Origin of the sequence: Peribacillus frigoritolerans, from assembly GCF_040250305.1 — a bacterium.
Lineage (GTDB): Bacteria > Bacillota > Bacilli > Bacillales > DSM-1321 > Peribacillus.
The window spans coordinates 3,548,130-3,565,101 of the sequence record NZ_CP158190.1; the positions used below are offsets into that span (position 1 = coordinate 3,548,130).

17 protein-coding genes and 1 riboswitch are annotated in these 16,972 nt (G+C 39.8%); of the genes, 2 read left to right on the forward strand and 15 right to left on the reverse strand.

What is annotated here, in order from left to right; all coding sequences use genetic code 11:
* Positions 1-18 precede the first annotated feature (18 nt).
* From prsW to ABOA58_RS17380, 12 genes are all read right to left on the reverse strand, one after another.
* Positions 19-705, reverse strand: a complete 687-nt coding sequence (prsW, locus tag ABOA58_RS17325) for a glutamic-type intramembrane protease PrsW (RefSeq protein WP_350299380.1) — start codon at positions 703-705, stop codon at positions 19-21.
* Positions 706-802: 97 nt separating this feature from the next.
* Entirely contained in the window at positions 803-1,768 is a 966-nt protein-coding gene (locus ABOA58_RS17330; RefSeq protein ID WP_350299381.1) for an asparaginase, read from the reverse strand.
* A gap of 27 nt (positions 1,769-1,795) precedes the next feature.
* Complete coding sequence (locus ABOA58_RS17335; RefSeq protein WP_350299382.1) at positions 1,796-2,764, reverse strand: YpdA family putative bacillithiol disulfide reductase; 969 nt, start codon at positions 2,762-2,764, stop codon at positions 1,796-1,798.
* A 152-nt stretch (positions 2,765-2,916) separates the two neighbouring features.
* Positions 2,917-4,194 (reverse strand): Glu/Leu/Phe/Val family dehydrogenase, encoded by a 1,278-nt coding sequence (locus ABOA58_RS17340; RefSeq protein WP_048681753.1) that lies wholly within the window; start codon positions 4,192-4,194, stop codon positions 2,917-2,919.
* Between the two features lie 269 nt (positions 4,195-4,463).
* Positions 4,464-5,039, reverse strand: coding sequence for a genetic competence negative regulator (locus ABOA58_RS17345; RefSeq protein WP_101222440.1), 576 nt, complete (start codon positions 5,037-5,039; stop codon positions 4,464-4,466).
* A gap of 67 nt (positions 5,040-5,106) precedes the next feature.
* Positions 5,107-6,000 carry a MerR family transcriptional regulator gene (locus tag ABOA58_RS17350; protein ID WP_350299383.1) on the reverse strand — a complete coding sequence of 298 codons (894 nt, stop codon included), beginning with the start codon at positions 5,998-6,000 and terminating at the stop codon, positions 5,107-5,109.
* A 98-nt stretch (positions 6,001-6,098) separates the two neighbouring features.
* Positions 6,099-6,914, reverse strand: a complete 816-nt coding sequence (locus ABOA58_RS17355; RefSeq protein WP_350299384.1) for a metallophosphoesterase — start codon at positions 6,912-6,914, stop codon at positions 6,099-6,101.
* Positions 6,915-7,009: 95 nt separating this feature from the next.
* Entirely contained in the window at positions 7,010-7,468 is a 459-nt protein-coding gene (locus ABOA58_RS17360; RefSeq protein WP_350299385.1) for a YpbF family protein, read from the reverse strand.
* 142 nt (positions 7,469-7,610) lie between these two features.
* A complete protein-coding gene (locus tag ABOA58_RS17365) occupies positions 7,611-8,405 on the reverse strand; it encodes a LysM peptidoglycan-binding domain-containing protein (RefSeq protein ID WP_350299386.1) in 795 nt (264 codons plus the stop codon).
* Positions 8,383-9,009 (reverse strand): CPBP family intramembrane glutamic endopeptidase, encoded by a 627-nt coding sequence (locus ABOA58_RS17370; protein WP_350299387.1) that lies wholly within the window; start codon positions 9,007-9,009, stop codon positions 8,383-8,385. Before ABOA58_RS17370 ends, ABOA58_RS17365 begins: the two co-directional genes overlap by 23 nt.
* Entirely contained in the window at positions 8,999-10,504 is a 1,506-nt protein-coding gene (locus ABOA58_RS17375; protein ID WP_350299388.1) for a RecQ family ATP-dependent DNA helicase, read from the reverse strand. Before ABOA58_RS17375 ends, ABOA58_RS17370 begins: the two co-directional genes overlap by 11 nt.
* A gap of 2 nt (positions 10,505-10,506) precedes the next feature.
* The gene (locus tag ABOA58_RS17380; protein ID WP_350299389.1) at positions 10,507-11,568 is read right to left on the reverse strand and encodes a helix-turn-helix domain-containing protein; all 1,062 of its coding nucleotides are present in this window, start codon (positions 11,566-11,568) and stop codon (positions 10,507-10,509) included.
* Between the two features lie 290 nt (positions 11,569-11,858).
* On the opposite strand from ABOA58_RS17380, the gene ABOA58_RS17385 reads away from it, so the two are divergent.
* Positions 11,859-12,107: a ferredoxin gene (locus ABOA58_RS17385; RefSeq protein WP_034308087.1), complete on the forward strand. Its 249-nt coding sequence runs from the start codon at positions 11,859-11,861 to the stop codon at positions 12,105-12,107.
* Between the two features lie 119 nt (positions 12,108-12,226).
* Here the strand turns inward: ABOA58_RS17385 and ABOA58_RS17390 are convergent, their stop codons facing one another.
* Positions 12,227-12,808, reverse strand: coding sequence for an ECF transporter S component (locus ABOA58_RS17390; protein ID WP_101222448.1), 582 nt, complete (start codon positions 12,806-12,808; stop codon positions 12,227-12,229).
* Positions 12,809-12,972: 164 nt separating this feature from the next.
* Positions 12,973-13,109, reverse strand: a riboswitch (FMN riboswitch).
* Positions 13,110-13,449: 340 nt separating this feature from the next.
* Between ABOA58_RS17390 and serA the strand changes: the two genes are divergently transcribed.
* Entirely contained in the window at positions 13,450-15,024 is a 1,575-nt protein-coding gene (gene serA / locus ABOA58_RS17395) for a phosphoglycerate dehydrogenase (RefSeq protein ID WP_350299390.1), read from the forward strand.
* 107 nt (positions 15,025-15,131) lie between these two features.
* On the opposite strand, the gene ABOA58_RS17400 is transcribed toward serA, so the two are convergent.
* Both ABOA58_RS17400 and sigX read right to left on the reverse strand, forming a co-directional pair.
* Complete coding sequence (locus ABOA58_RS17400; RefSeq protein WP_350299391.1) at positions 15,132-16,355, reverse strand: hypothetical protein; 1,224 nt, start codon at positions 16,353-16,355, stop codon at positions 15,132-15,134.
* Positions 16,321-16,881 (reverse strand): RNA polymerase sigma factor SigX, encoded by a 561-nt coding sequence (gene sigX / locus ABOA58_RS17405; RefSeq protein WP_098370848.1) that lies wholly within the window; start codon positions 16,879-16,881, stop codon positions 16,321-16,323. The genes ABOA58_RS17400 and sigX overlap by 35 nt, the downstream gene beginning before the upstream one ends.
* Positions 16,882-16,972: the final 91 nt, after the last annotated feature.

The following is a 16,972-nucleotide window of genomic DNA, read 5'->3' on the forward strand; positions in this document are numbered from 1 at the left end:
CGTTTTTGATAGTATTCTTCATTTACTAAGGTATTGATTTTGAGAAAGTTTTTCTGCATGAAAGTCAGACAACAAACGTGCTTTTTTTACTTTTTTCATGCCTAGCCACCATAAATAAATCATGAATGGCATGATAAAGTACACCCAAAATTTTTGGGAAACTAAAATATAATCGTAAACCCCATGTAACGAAATTGGTATGATCAATGCCAATGATAAATAGACCCTATTATTCGATGCTGAAAATTTAGCCTTGCCCAAATAATATCCCATGATCACACCGAACAAAGCGTGACTGGATACAGGGAGAACGGCCCTGAGAAAAGCATGTTCCACCCCGTTGGCCAACAAGTACAAAATATTCTCCATTGTTGCGAATCCAAGGGAGACTGCAGCTCCGTAAACTATCCCATCATACGGCTCATCGAATGCTACATGCTGATAAATGACATAAATGAGTATGAACCACTTGAAGAATTCCTCAAGCAGTGCAGCCCATAAAAAAGCATTTGCTAAATCGGTATTCAAGATATGTTCCGTTTCGAGCACATACTGTATGAACATAATCGGCAATACAAGAAAGACACCGAATAAAAATGTTTTGACCACAACCGATATCGGTTCGGTTTCATATTGATCTTTCAAATAGAAATAGCTCAGTAGCGCCAATCCTGGCGCAATGGCCGCTGACAACATGACCAGCATTAGCTGACCCTCTTTTCATCTTCGTTTCCTTAATCGTACCATGGAATGAAGAAAAACTGAATCCAAGAATCAAGTCTTCCAAATTTTATTTAATCCTTCAGTACTTAAAGAAGGTCTCATCTATAGTGTTTTCGCTTGCCAGCATGACAGCTAACTTAATCCGGGCCTTCTTGCTGTCATAGTCAGCGCCTAATATCACACCGCGTTGTTTTAGATCAAATGCGCTGCCTTCATAATCATAAGCTGGGTAAACTTTTCCTTCTTCCGCACTTGTAGTCATGATGATCGTTATGCCTTTATCGATTGCAGCCTGTATGGAAGTTACCATTACAGGGGTAACCTGTCCCCTTCCTACACCCTCGAGCACGATGCCTTTCGCACCTTTTGCAACCGCAGCATCAATAAAGAGGCCATCAGAGCCTGTATGGCACTTGATGATATCCACCCTTGGAATGCGATCCCGAATATCATAACACTCCCTATGTAATGGTTTTTGATAGATGCTGACGACATCATTATCAATTATCCCCAAATATCCATAGCCAAAAGATACGAAACCCTGCAAATTGGAAGCATGAACTTTTTTGACATACTTGGCTGAATAGATCCGCTCATTAAAAACGACTACTACGCCGACGTCCCTTATAAGATCACTCGCAGCGCATAATATCGAATTCCTTAGATTGGAATACACATCGGTGCCCACCTCTTGAGGAGAACGTTGTGAGCCGGTTATTACGATTGGACGTTGATCCTTAGTCGTGACATCAAGGAAATAAGCCGTTTCCTCAAGTGTATCCGTACCGTGGGTCACGACGATTCCCGTAACATCAGGATCCTCCAATTCCTTTTGAATGGCTGATTTAAGCTGCTGCATTTTCTCGAAGGACATGGACATGCTTGAAATCTGGAAAAGATCAACTACTTTAACCTCGATATCGTTGGGCAATTCGCAAAGTGATGCCAACTCATGGCCAGTCAATGCACCAGAGGCCAACATACCATTTGCAGTTGCTTTACTGGCAATAGTCCCACCAGTCGTTATTAATGATATTTTTTCCATACGGTCCCAGCTCCTTATTTATATAATTCACTTTTCTTTAACAGCCAAGTGATAAGCAATCAATCCACCATGGAACCTGCCGTTCTCGATGAAGATTTCGTTCGCATTATTTCCGGCTGCCAGAACTCCTGCAATATAAAGACCTTTAACGTTCGTCTCCATCGTTTCTTCGTTATATGCGGGCCTTCCAGTTTCCTTATCAATAGTAATGCCCATTGAAGCTAAAAATGAGTGGTCAGGATGGTATCCAGTCATAGCAAATACAAAATCATTTTTAATGACTTTTTCCTCATCACCTACATGATAGATGACGCTGTCTTCCGTTATACTGTCAACATTCGCATTAAACTCCATCTTGATCGTTCCATTGCGGACCAATGATTCGAATTCGGGAAGGATCCAAGGTTTGATACTTGAAGAGTAATCCGATCCTCTATAAAGGACTGAAACCCTTGCTCCTGATTTGACCAATTCCAGAGCTGCATCCACACTTGAGTTTTTGCCACCGATGACGGCTACATCACAATTAAAGTAGGGGTGGCCCTCCTTGAAGTAATGAAACACTTTAGGAAGCTGTTCACCCGGTATGCACATATAGTTCGGATGATCATAGTATCCGGTCGATACGATGACATGCAGAGCTGTATAGTCACTCTTCGATGTCTTGACTAAAAACTTCCCATCTTCACGCTTTTCCACTTTTTCCACTTTTTCGAATTTATTAACCCGCAATTCTTTCCTTCTGACTACCTCCCTATAATAGGCTAGCGCCTGGTTGCGGACCGGTTTACGGTTTTCGATTATAAAAGCGATATCACCAATCTCCAGTTTTTCACTCGAACTGAAAAATGTTTGATGTGTCGGATAACGGTATATGGAATCTACCACATTGCCTTTTTCAATGATCAGGGACTGTATTCCCACTTCTTTAAGAGCGATTGCAGCAGCCAATCCACAAGGGCCCCCACCTATGATAATGACTTCTTCAACATTCATCTTTATTCCACTGCCTTTCCATGCACTATGTAATTCGTTCGTCTAAATAATAAAAACTCCTATCAATACATGATAGGAGTTTTTACAAATCATTTCAATGATAAAGCAATGAACATGATTTTAACTATAAATTAATACATGAATTGAATCTTTTAGATCCAACCACGGAAGCGAGAAGCTTCAGCCATTTTTCTTACGCCAATCATATAGGCAGCAAGGCGCATATCTACACGTCTTGATTGTGCAAGTTCATAAATGTTATTAAAGGATTTCACAAGGATTTTTTCCAGCTTTTCGTCCACTTCTTCTTCAGACCAGTAATATCCTTGGTTATTTTGTACCCATTCGAAGTAAGAAACCGTTACACCACCAGCAGAAGCAAGGACATCAGGAACAAGAAGGATTCCGCGATCCGTCAGGATTTGTGTCGCTTCTATTGTTGTTGGTCCGTTAGCTGCCTCGACAACAATCGAAGCTTTGATATCAGCAGCATTTTCTTCAGTGATTTGGTTTTCAATTGCGGCCGGAACTAGAATATCACATTCCAATTCAAGCAGTTCTTTATTTGAAATTGTGCTTTTAAACAATTTCGTTACGGTTCCGAAACTATCTCTCCGATCGAGAAGATAATCGATATCCAAGCCTTCAGGATCATGAAGAGCACCATATGCATCCGAAATCCCAATAACTTTAGCACCTGCATCATGCATGAATTTAGCTAAGAAACTACCGGCGTTACCAAAACCTTGAATGACGACCCGTGCCCCTTTAATATCGATGCCGCGTTTCTTGGCAGCTTCATTGATACAAATCGTTACACCCTTGGCAGTGGCTGATTCACGACCATGGGAACCACCAAGCACTAGCGGTTTACCCGTAATGAATCCTGGCGAGTTGAATTCATCCATACGGCTGTATTCGTCCATCATCCAAGCCATGATTTGAGAGTTTGTGAACACATCAGGTGCCGGGATATCTTTAGTCGGCCCAACGATTTGGCTAATTGCGCGAACATAGCCCCGGCTCAGCCTTTCAAGCTCACGGAATGACATATTACGAGGATCACATACGATACCGCCTTTACCCCCGCCGTATGGCAAATCAACGATGCCGCATTTCAAACTCATCCAAATGGATAATGCCTTCACTTCACGTTCCGTTACATTAGGGTGAAAACGGATACCACCTTTTGTAGGCCCAACAGCATCGTTATGCTGTGCACGGTAACCCGTGAAAATCTTAACCGAGCCATCATCCATGCGGACTGGTATCTTCACCGTTAATAAGCGCAATGGTTCCTTCAACAGCTCAAAAACTTCTTCCGGGTAACCCAGCTTATCCAAAGCTTTATGTATTACAGTTTGGGTAGACCTCAGTACGTCGTGTTTTTCTTCTTCATTTACATGGCTATTGCCTTTTGCCGATTCCATTAAAGTACCTCCTAGAAAATCTCATCCATATATAAAATCTATAATGTACAAATAGTCCTCTTCATGTGCTAGTATACACCTTCGTTACAGATATGCAAGAGTAAAAATGGGAATTTAAAAGTTAGAAATATTCTAAAAATGAAAACGTTATCATATCAACTGTTTTCATACACTTTAACCGTATATCTTCTTCGGCCGAGAGTTGAGACAAATAAGGCAAACCGCATTGTTTTTTCCTAATGTGGCCGCCTTGTCTCATTCGTTTTACATCAACTGAAGTGTGTGAGCAAAACATGTATCGCTTCATTTTCGATTATACATGTTCCGTATTCATTGATGCGGCAGAGTGTCAATGTAGATGCATGGCCATACTCAGCCGCTAAAGATATGACCGTGTCATAGGTGGTGTCTTTAACATTTTCGATAAGTAAATAGTATCTTCCCTCAAAATGATAAAGAGTACTTTTAAGCAAACCTTGAAAAGATAATCTATGAGATAATTGGACGATATCTTCAAAGTCATTGAAAACATACAGAATATGGGGGAAGTCATCAATTTTCACTTGTAAATCCAAGTACTCCTCTTCATCTGTCAATAATTCCTCTTCGTCCTTTGTCACAATGATTATCAATCCTTGAGCAGGCAAGGAGAAAATTTCAATTGCAATGGAGCCACTCATTTTAAAGCTGAGTTCTTCGCATGCTTCTTCGACCATATCCTGAAATAGCTTGTGGACCTTTAAGGAATTCCCTAAAATATCTTCTTTGGTAATGCCTCTATCAATTAAATCATCAAGGGTCAAAAAAATCTTGATTTTATTATTAGTTAATCGCTCCAGCTTCATAAAAAAATGCCCCCTGGTTACCATCTTCATACATCATATGAAGCCTTGGTCGCAGGGTGCATATCCATTATTTCACCAGCCATTCCTCCCATTTAGATTGCGTGTCCCCCATTAAAACTTCGCTGAAGGCCGTACGGTTTTCTTCGGAAATAAGGCTCAGCGCCGCGCCGCCAAGACCCACCTTCAACTCCGGGAAATCCTTTATTAACGCTTCAACCAGCATGAATGTTCCATCAAGATTCTCTTTCAGTGAACATGACATGAATAGGTATGAGGGCTTTATGATGTTTAAAACGGTGAAAAGGTCCTTATCAGCAATGGATTCACCTAAATAAATGGTTTCATACCCTTTCCGCTTCAAAAAAATGGTGAAGACCAACAGTCCAAATTCATGTTTTTCACCGGGAGCACAAACGGTAAGGGCTTTCGGAAGGAAACCATTAGTCGGAATCGCATGCATGACTGAACTGATCCTGGATTTTAGGATGTTCGACGCAAAGTGTTCATGAGCGGAAGTAATTTCTCCCCTTTCCCACTTATCCCCTATCTGAACCAATATTGAACCGAGTATTTCAACTATGGTTTGTTCGATTGTATACATACTGAATGCTTGGCTTATCAGCATATGGGCTTTATTTTCATTGAAATTTAATAGAGCTTCGATCAATTCATCCGATAACTTAACCGTTTGTTCATCCTTACGGTTCGTTTCAGGAACTCCAATCGCTTTAGTGCCAGTACTTTCGAGAAGTGAAACGGCTTGGCTTATTGTAAAACCTTGCTCTGTTTTATTGATGAGCCACTTAAGGATTTGCAGATGTTTTTCTGTATAAAGCCGGTGCCCTGATTCATTCCTGACAGGCTCGATAAATTTATAGCGCCTTTCCCATGCCCTTAGGGTTCCCGGCTGAATGTCCAGCAGTTTTGAAACTGCCTTTATATTATATTTACCTTCTTGCATGGTTTTACAAGGCCTCCAATAACTGTACGATCATTTGTTGAAATTATAGTGGATTTTTCAAAGTCTGTAAAATCCCGATATGCTCGTCTAAAAGCAGCCTAATAGGTTTTTTCCACCGCTTCGCCTATTTCAGTGTCCGTCCCCCTTTTCAGGGTGAACAGGTGCGTTTCCGGCTTAGCCTCAAGCCTTAAAGGCACTGCGCTTGTCCCATAGCCATTACTCGTCATATATAAGCAATCCCCCTCTTTTTTAATGCTGCCGATCTGATAGGGCCCGAATCCGAATATGCGAATCTGCCCGCCATGGGTGTGACCTGACAGGACAAAACGAATATGGTGTTCCGGAGTCAACTGATTTTTGACCAATGGATTATGGCTCACCAAAATCCGAAAACCTTCATTCCCGCAATCCGACAGTGCAAGGTCAAGCCTATCACGTTCTTCCGATATATCATCAATGCCCAAAAGAGCTATTTTACTGCCATTTTGAGACTCAAAGGAAACAGCTGTATTATCAAGGATTTTCACACCATGTTTCAGAAGAGTCGCATCCAGTTCATGGAAGTCTCCTTCATAATCATTATTTCCCCAAACAAAATAAAGGGGGCCAAGTTCTTTTAGTTTCAATATATTTTTTTCCACACGTTCTAAGGGAACCCCGCTTTCCCTAATGTCACCGCCGATTATCACCAAGTCTGCCTTGTCACGAACTTCCTCAATTAATTTATCCGCAACAATCCGTCGATGAAGATCGGAAATGAAAAAAATCCGAACATCGCCAAAGCCTTCTGGAAAGTCTTTGAAATATAAGTCTTGAAAAATCACCCTATCTTGCATAGCCGTACGCCACATGTAAATGACCGTGGCAAATGACAGCAGAATGATGACTAAAAATAATCCAGATAACCAATACATCTTAGTTAAACCTTCTTTCCATCCTTATCCCAAACGTACTTTCATATAACCATAAAACCAAATTACCCGCAATTAAATATGATTTAACGCGCCCATCATTTATTTTCATGATATAAGTTAATATCATAATTCTTCTTCATCATTTCAAAAACCTTGTGGCGATTTTTCCATTCTTCCTCTTTTTCCCATAATTGCTTACTTTTATTAATGATTTCACAGCGTAGCAGTTGAAACTCCTTCTCAGCTTTATCAAGCTTTTTTTTAATTAAAACCATATATCCGTATAGGCCAATTGCTGCCGCCAAAAAAAGGAAATGGCTAAAATGATCGACGAAAACACTAAACATACTGAAAAAGGAATAGGAATAAGGTACAACGATATATAAATAAAGATAAATCATAAAAAGGGCAGCAACAATCATGGTTGCCCATAAGCTTTGCAGGTGCTTCTTTTTAAGTGCCTCGAATTTTTTCTTTCGATCCACGACATTCTGCAGCATTTGTTTTGTTGCTTGATCCGTTTTCTCATCCAATAAAATGATTGTCGATTCCATCGCATTTCCCCCTCTACTCTTTCAAATCATGATATGAAAGAATAGAGGAAAAAATGATTAAGTACCTGTCACGTTTGGCTTCATACCGGGCCATGTCAAGCAATTTTAAAAACACCCTGCCTATAAAGACAGAGTGCCATCGTTATTTCTTGATCGGAATTTTCAATACTTGACCTTTGGAAATTTCATTGCCATTCAGCCCATTCCACTCCTTGATCAGAGCAATCCCTTCCTGGGATTTGTAGTAGTTCATGGAAATGCGAAATAATGTTTCTTGACCTTGAACAGTATGTAAGACAACTTTGTATCCCTCTTTATCCGTTTTCGCGGCTTGAACATTTTCGGCAGATTTTTTCTTATCTGCTGCTGCCTTTTTTGCTTTTTCGTCAGCTATTTGCTGTGCTTTGGCTTTTTCTTCAGCCTCTTGCTCCGCTTTGGCCTTTTCCTCAGCTTCTTGCTTTGCTCTTGCTTTTTCCTCAGCTTCTTGCTCCGCTTTGGCCTTTTCTTCAGCTTCTTGCTTCGCTTTGGCCTTTTCTTCAGCTTCTTGCTTCGCTTTGGCTTTAGTCTCTGCTTCTTCTTTTTCCTTCTCCTCGTCAGCCTTTGCCGACTCTTTTCCCTTTAAATCTTCTGCCGTTGCTGTAGTAGGAATCGATTCTTTATCTTCCTCTTTTAAGACGACTTGGTCATTTTTCGTAACAGGTACAGGCCTATCCTGCAGATATGTATAAAGGGTATAAAATCCAATTGGAAGCAAAATAAAAAATAACGCTAATAATTGTATCATTGGGAACTTAATCTTCGCTTTACTTTTTTTCTTTTTATTCTGGTGGACTTTGCTGCGCTTGGGCAATGATGATTTAGCCTTCTGACGTTCAATTCGCGAACGAAGTTCACCAGCCTGATCATTTTCTTTTTCATTCTTTTGTACCCGGCTCATTCAAGTCACCCCCTTTCTTGCTCAACCCTCTTTGCTTTTTGTTCCTGATTAAAATACCAAGGATAAAGTCAATCAAAAAGTGGGCCGTAATCGTCACGATGATATTATTAGTCATTTCAAATAGAAAACCGATAAAGAAGCTCAAAACCAAAACATTTAAAAATAAAAACCAATTAAAAAGGTAACGATAATGAACGGCTGCAAAAATGAGGCTCGTAAGAAGCAAACCAAAATGTGTTTGCAGCACTCCACGGAATAATAATTCTTCGCTTATCGCTACCACTAAAGCTACGACAAAAATCATCGGGTATGACAAATTACTGAAAATGCGTTCGTTAATACCACCATCATCCTGATAGGAAGAGGGTGTCACTTTCATAAGCAATAAGTCTAATAGCACGACAATGACTCCTGCGGGAATTCCAATCAGCAAAATGTTCAGGTCATCATAGATAAATAAGTCGAAAAAGGCAGAACGGTCTTTAAATAAAATAATACCTAAAAAGATGGCTAACGTTAAGAGAATAATTTGTGTAAGAAACAAATTATATAGCAACTGTTTATCTGTAAGTTGTTTAATCATTTCAGCTTGCTTATTTTTCATTGCCATTTTCCTTCTTTAATAAGATATAAGCCAATTCCTTTTTCCACGAGGAAAAGGAATTAACCGGATCCACCTTGACTTCCGGCCATACATCAACCATTTTTTCGGTATCCATCCCGCAAATATCACAGCAGATGGGATTCACTTCCCGATGCTCTTCTCCAAAGTAGTCCAGTATTCCTAAACGTCGACATTCCGGTGCATAGATCCAGTGCAGGAATTTATGCAGTTTTTCTTGATTCCTGGATTTCCTCTTTTGACAATACTCTTTCATCTCAGCCACTTGATTCTGGTTATTGCCCGTAATAAACTGGGTAAAAAAACGCAGCTGGACTTCGTTTAACGAAAAGGATTGAGATAGCTGTTCTTTTTCTGAGAGGGTCAAATTCCCCGGCATCTTTTGTGATGCATTAAGGAAAGAACATACACCATCGATTTGCGAATCCGAAGGCAACTGTTGCTCCATCAAATGCAGCGGAAGCCCTTCATCCCCTTCGCTATATAATAAGACAGCCACACTTTGCTTCCGATCCCGTCCCGCCCTGCCTATCTCTTGAAGATATGATTCCATCGTCGATGGGATATGAAAATGGATAACATATCTGACATCGGATTTATTCACACCCATTCCAAAAGCACTTGTTGCACATATAATCTTTAACTGGCCGGAAATGAATTGCTGCTGAATGAGCAACCTTTGTTCCTGTTCCATTCCACCGTGATAATAATTGACACTATCGATCCCGTTTTCCTGTAAAAACCCTGTGACATATTCTGCCACTTTTTTAGAGGAAAAATAAATAATCCCGCTTCCGGTAAATTTCCTGACAAGCTCCAGCACACGTGCTAGCTTCTCATCGTAGCTGAACATTCGCTCGACAATAATTGCAATATTTTCCCGATCAACAGAAGAGACCGTTTCATTGACCGGCTCAATATTGAGTTTACCAACGATGTCCCTCCGGACCTCATCGGTTGCAGTTGCTGTCAGGGCAAGAGTCAACGGATTGCTCAATTCACGCCTCACTTCTCCTAAATTCAAATAATCCGGACGGAAATCATACCCCCATTGTGAGATGCAGTGTGCTTCATCTATGACGAACAAGCCTATATCTATGGATTTCAAGGATTTTATCACACCATCCAAGCTTAGCATTTCAGGAGATAAAAAGATAAAACGATAACTATGCAACCGGTCGAAAGCTTTCCTTTTTTGATTTAATGTCAAAAAAGAGTTGAGGGTCAATACACTTTTTTCGCCACTCATCTTCAGTTGATCTGCCTGATCCTGCATTAATGATAATAACGGGGAGACAATTAGGACAGTCTTATTAAAAAGATAAGCCGGCAGCTGGTAACATAATGATTTACCTGATCCGGTCGGTAGCATCGCTAAGGTATGATTGCCGGACATCAATGATTCAACCACTTCCTTTTGTCCAGGACGGAATTCATCAAAACCGAATTTTTCTTTGAGGACTCGTTCTATATTCATCATCACTCACCTATTTTCGCAAGTACAAGTCTTATTTGGAAAAAGCTTATCTGTTTATTATCGACCATCTGCTTGATTGCTTTAAGCTTTTTCGTTCCAAGTTCCTTAATTGCTTCAGCAATTTTCCGCTCATCCTCGATAGTCACATAATCTGAAATCGGAAAACTCTTGTCCGATAAGACAATTTCTACGAGGTGATCTTCGATGGTGTTGACTTTCAATCTGCGGATTTCAGCTATTTCACCCAGACTTTTCCCTTCCTGGATGTATCGTAAAGTAGTCTTTGTAGATTGTGTCAAATGAGGATTTCCACTACTTTTCCAATCATTTGTTAATGTGGACAAGAGAGGGTAATCCTTTCCCGTTTCCATTTCAGCAAGCATTTGATGCAATGAGTCAAGGAAAGTAAAGCGAACATACTCTTCTTCTACGTCTTTCCTTTTTGCAATCTGTTCAAAGGTAAGTCCAATCCTGTTAATCCCGGTTATTTTCAAAATGAAAATGTCTCGTTTCATATCACTTTGACTTTCTAAAAGGGATATCAATTCATCATATAGGTGTTGGGCAATCAACGCTCGATCCTGACGATTGGCATGTAAAAATTCCTTTACGAAGAATTGGATTTTAGGATTTCTTTGTATCGGATAAAAACGTCTTTCATTGTGGACAATATGGGATATGGTTTGAATGAGTAAGTTTAACCTTCCCCAGAAAACCGGGGTGATATTGTGATACTTCCAACCATTTATATACGCCGGAAAAGGATTATTTTTAAAGTAATCGACTAATATTCCCTCTCCTTGCATACTAATTTCATATGCATCTGGTTTATCCGTTAAATTAATCAAGTCATGTTTAAGTAAATGTTCAATGTTTTGATTTAATTGCTGACGGGTAAATCGAGGTATTGTCCCAAAAATATCCGTTAGCCCGAATAAATGGGCATCCTGGATTGTTTGTGACGATTTCTTCCCCTGCAGCATATGGTATATAGCATAAATGGAGCGTTCGCCTTGAAATTTTTTTATCGCATATAGAATGATGGCCTGTAGATAATTATTCATGGGACTCACATCCTTGTTTCATTTAACCAATAAACCCATTGTAACAAATAACTGCAAAAATCGCCGTTATTATTAATGAATACAAGGGAAATTATGTGACTAAATGACGAATCATGGAAAGAACCAAGTTAATTATTTCGATGTTTTCCGTTGACATTGTGCTACATGATAGTTATTATCAATACAATTTCTATTGAAAAGTTTGGCATTGGGTCTTACAATAAGAAAGAGATAATAATCTGAAATAAAAAGATTATCAGTTGTCAATCAACTTAGGAGGGGTTATATTCATGGCTAAATTTACTATTGTGGATAAAGAAACATGCATAGCTTGTGGGGCTTGCGGAGCAGCGGCACCAGATATATATGATTACGATGACGAAGGGATTGCATTTGTTACCCTTGACGATAACGAGGGAATCGTTGAAATTCCTGATGTACTTATAGATGACATGATGGATGCATTTGAAGGATGCCCAACGGATTCTATTAAAGTTGCTGATGAGGCATTTGACGGAGATGCACTTAAATTCGAATAACGTACAAGCCATTTTCAATCGAAAATGGCTTTTCTTTTGCCATCTCCCCATACCAAAATTAAACAGGCATAAAAAAACAACCGAATACGAATCGGTTGTTTTTTATATCGTCAATGCTATTAAGCATTTTTATATAATGTTTGCTTATTGATCCATGTCTGTAATTTAATGAACAGCAACATGAATACAGATGTGATGAGTACGCCTTTTATCACATTGAAAGGCAAGATTGCCGTCGTAACGAGCTTTCTTGACTCGGGTGCCGACATTGCATCCCATCCCATAAAGAAAGTATAAGCCGGTAAAAAGACATAATAGTTTAAAACACTCATGAATACTGCCATGGAAACTGTCCCCGCAAGTAAAGCGAATGTCATCCCTTTTTTTGAATTGATTTTCTGAAATACATAATAAGTCGGCAAGACAAACAGTATTCCGGCTATAAAGTTAGCGATATGCCCCACAGGTACAGCAGTCAAGGTCCCTGTCATGACTAAATCCAATAGGTTCTTAATGAACTCGACTAGAATTCCAGCCATCGGTCCGAAAATTAATGCCGCCATCAGTGCTGGTATGTCGCTAAAATCAACATTGAGAAAAGGCGGGAATCCCGGAAACGGGAAATTTAAAAGCATCAATAAATAAGAAATGCTTCCCATCATGGCAAGTGTGACCGTTTTTTTCACTTTGTTCTTTTTCATAGGTCTCTCTCCTTCTTTTCCGATCTACCTGAAAAAGAGGTTAGGGTTCCAAAATATGTTGATGCTCAATAAAAAACCTTTAATTCCAATAGAATTAAAGGGATAAATTAAAGGTTACATCAAACAAACGTTCAGCAAATAACTGTTGAAACGCAATCAGGAACCTCCATCTTCTCCCATCCAGACTATACTGTCGGCTTTGGAATCGCACCAAATCCTGCCTTGTAAGGCTCGCGGGCTTAGAAGAGGAATTTCCTTCATCACCGCCGGTGGGGAATTTCGCCCCGCCCCGAAGATAGATCTATAAAATTTTTTATACTCCCCATTATATCTGAATTACCTGTTTTTTGATAGCACTTTTTTTCTCAGTTGATTCATTCAGGATGAATATCGATCGTCACAGTGAATGGCTTAAAACAAATAGTGGAGGCACAAAATTAAAATTCATAATATTGAAAATTATTTTTTATATTATTCAATCCTTGATGAAGCCATTTATATCGCGACATTAAACAGATGATCAGAAGATAACCATCCTATTAAGCGCTTACATCCATTTAAGCCAAATTGACATATTCAGCATTTCAATTGTAAAATTAACTGAAATTTAAGATAATTTTTTCCTAGGAAGGTGTTTAGACGTGTATCGGATTTTAGTAGCAGACGCCATTAAACCAGAAGGACTCGGACCGCTATCTGAGGCATCCAATATTCATCTCATTCAAAAGACCGTAGAGGAAGCTGCAAACGAACTTGATCAGATTGATGCAATTCTTGTAAGAAGTGCTACGAAGGTTTCGGAGGATTTAATGAACCGTATGCCGCAGCTAAAAATTATAGCACGCGCTGGTGTCGGTGTTGATAACATAGATATCCCCTCGGCGACAAAACGCGGGATTGTCGTGGTTAATGCACCTGACGGCAACACCATTTCAACAGCTGAACATACATTCGCCATGATGGCTTCATTAATGCGCCACATTCCGCAAGCTCATGCTTCACTGAAGAATGGGGAGTGGAAACGTTCTTCATATACGGGTACTGAACTGCGTGGTAAAACATTAGGAATAGTTGGCTTTGGACGTATCGGAGGGGAAATTGCCAAACGCGCTAAGGTATTCGGCATGGATGTCATTGTCTATGATCCGTTCCTTACTGTCGATCGTGCAAAGAAAATGTCCGTAACGGCCCTGCCGTTAGATGAATTGCTTCCTAAAGCAGACATCATTACTGTTCATACACCACTTACGAATGAAACAAGAGGATTAATCAATAAAGAAAAACTGCTTACCTGTAAAAAAGGGGTTTATGTACTGAACTGCGCCCGGGGCGGTATTCTGGACGAAGATGATTTATATGAAATGTTAGTTCAAGGACATGTTGCAGGGGCTGCACTGGACGTTTTCGTCGAAGAACCTCCACTTGGCCATAAACTGCTTGAATTGGATAGCGTCATTGCTACACCGCATCTGGGTGCTTCCACTAAAGAAGCCCAATTAAATGTTGCCGTACAGGTTGCCCAAGAAGTATTGACCTTTTTCGAAGGAAATCCAGTCTCAAGTTCGATCAACCTTCCAGCCATATCTAAAGAAGTGTTTGAAAAGGTACAGCCATTCTATCAACTTGTTCAGCAAATGGGATCCATTGCTTCTCAGTGCATGAATGAAGGAATTCAGGAGATCTCCGTTACGTATGCAGGTGAATCATTGGATTTCGATACAGCGATTCTTACAAAAAGTCTAATCTCTGGATTTTTCAGATCAAGAGTCGATGCATCAGTCAATGAAGTGAATGCCTTGTTGATCGCTAAAGAGCGTGGCATAACCGTTGGTGAAAAAATCTCTACAGACTCTTTAGGTTACTCGAATTTGATCAGCCTTAAAGTAAAAGGTGACCACCGTGAATTAACAATCAGTGGGACCTATATCGAAAATTACGGTTCTCGAATTGTAAGTTTGAATGGTTTCAAAATCGACTTTCATCCAGAACCGAATTTACTTTATATCCAGCATACCGATAAACCTGGTGTAATCGGTAACGTAGGTAAGGTCCTGGGTGATCACGGAGTGAATATCGCCACCATGCAGGTTGGCCGAAAAGAAGCTGGCGGGGAAGCCATCATGGTTTTGAGCTTTGATTTACCATTGGAAGATAACATGAAACAATTTTTAATGGAAACAGAAGAAATTACGTTTATGGCCCGTATTTCATTATAAGAAAAAAAGTGCCCGTCAGCGCGGGCACTTTTTTCTTAATGCAAGGGGCTTTTGCCAAATAGTCAGGGTGTTGATAACGTACCATCATTTAGTCTTGGCTTCCTGCATCAATTCACCTGGTTCGGTGCTTCGGGCACCAATATGTCTTCAGTTAAATTCAGCTGGCCCACCTCTTCAATAGGAGCATTTTCAAATTTCACTTTTTCAAAGCCAAAATCCTTAGCTATGAAGAGTATGGCTTCTAAAGCTTGAAGGGATTCCTCACTATTTTCAATAGCAGCTTGATCTGATAATTGAATGATCACAAGATTTCCTTTAGAGCTTATCCTTTCCCATTTCAGGTCAGGCGGGATTGCAGGTGAAATTCCCTCGATGTCTGCCTCCCCTTTTCCAGCTTGCAGCGCCTCCTCAAAGTCCTGATATCCCATATTGCTTGGAACAAGAAACCTTGGGGAGGACTCATCCTTTTGGTAAAGCAGGTATGTGCGATTTTTTTGATGAGGTATATCCACCTCCTTTAAATATCCCGCATGCGCAAACATCGCACCTTGCTTACCATCTGTAGAAAATGTCATTTTCTCTATATTATTATAGGAAAGCGTTACCTCCATCGAATGGAGAAAAAGTGTATCTTCATCCAATAGTTGGCTTTTTTCTTGAAAATCAATATGAGCAGTTGCCGTATCGTTTCCTTGGCTTATCTTTATATCAAGTGGAAAATAGTCAGATAGCCCATATCGCTCTTCATTAATATCGGACATTTGATTAACTAACTGTTTCAATGTATCATTTTGATTATAATGTTTGAGTTTCATTGAAACGGGAACGATGAAATTCATTTGATCATCTGGGATACCCATCGTAATTATCGATGCATTGTTTAGGTCATCTTGATAGATCGCTTGTGCAAAGTTTTTTTCCTTTTTCCCTTTTCCGGGTTCCATTTCTGAAACCTCGTCTTTGGATTCGATTTTTGCTTGCTTACTCGAAAACTCTTGATAATCCTGTTTATCTTCTGGAGGATTTTCTTTGTTGCTTGCATCCTGCCGTTCATGATCTGCCGTTTCCTTATTTTCAGATAGAGATAATTTCCCACTACTGCCGCTGCCTTCTTGACTTGTCGTTCCTTTTTTTTCAATAATTAACGATGATGCCAAAACAACCATTAAGCATAAGGAGGCAACACCCGCAATTAGAGGTATCCAGTGTTTCTTTCTCTTTTTATCATGTATTCTCGCAAACACCTCTGACTTGGTTCGGTCATCTTTAAATTTCGGAAGCTCTCGGAGCAAGTCTTCAATTTCGCTTTCTTTCCAACGGGATCTTCTCAATGCGGTGGCCCTCCTTTCCTGATAAATCCTCCATCAACTTTTTAATAGCCTTCAAAGCACGGTGCTGGGTTGTTTTTACCTTACTTTCGCTCCAATTCAATACTTCAGCAGTTTCCGTAATGGACAATCCCTGAATATATCGTAAAATGATGACGGATCTTTGATTCGTGGTACACCGGTTTAAGCATTGATAAATATCTTGGATTTCATCGTTCATGATAGCCACTTCTTCGGGAATGGGTTCTTTGTCTTTTATCAATTGCCTATCCCAATCAAAGTTAGGAAAGATTTTGTCTTTCCACCCTTTTTGTTTCCGAAAGTAATCAATCGTCACATTTCTAGCAATCGAATACATCCACGTTTTTTCACTGCTCTTTCCTTCGAAGCGTTCATACGCCTTCATCACCCGGATATAGACCTCCTGAACAAGGTCCTCAGCCGTTTCTCGATTCTTTGTCATATAAAAAATGAATTGATAAATTTCCTGATGATATTTCTCATAAAGATCGTGGAAAACGGAATCCATCATTTCCCCACATCCGTTCATAAATATAGTCGTCAAACCTAAACAAAAGTTACATACTTCGGCTTTTATCTTATTATAAAATTCCGTTAAT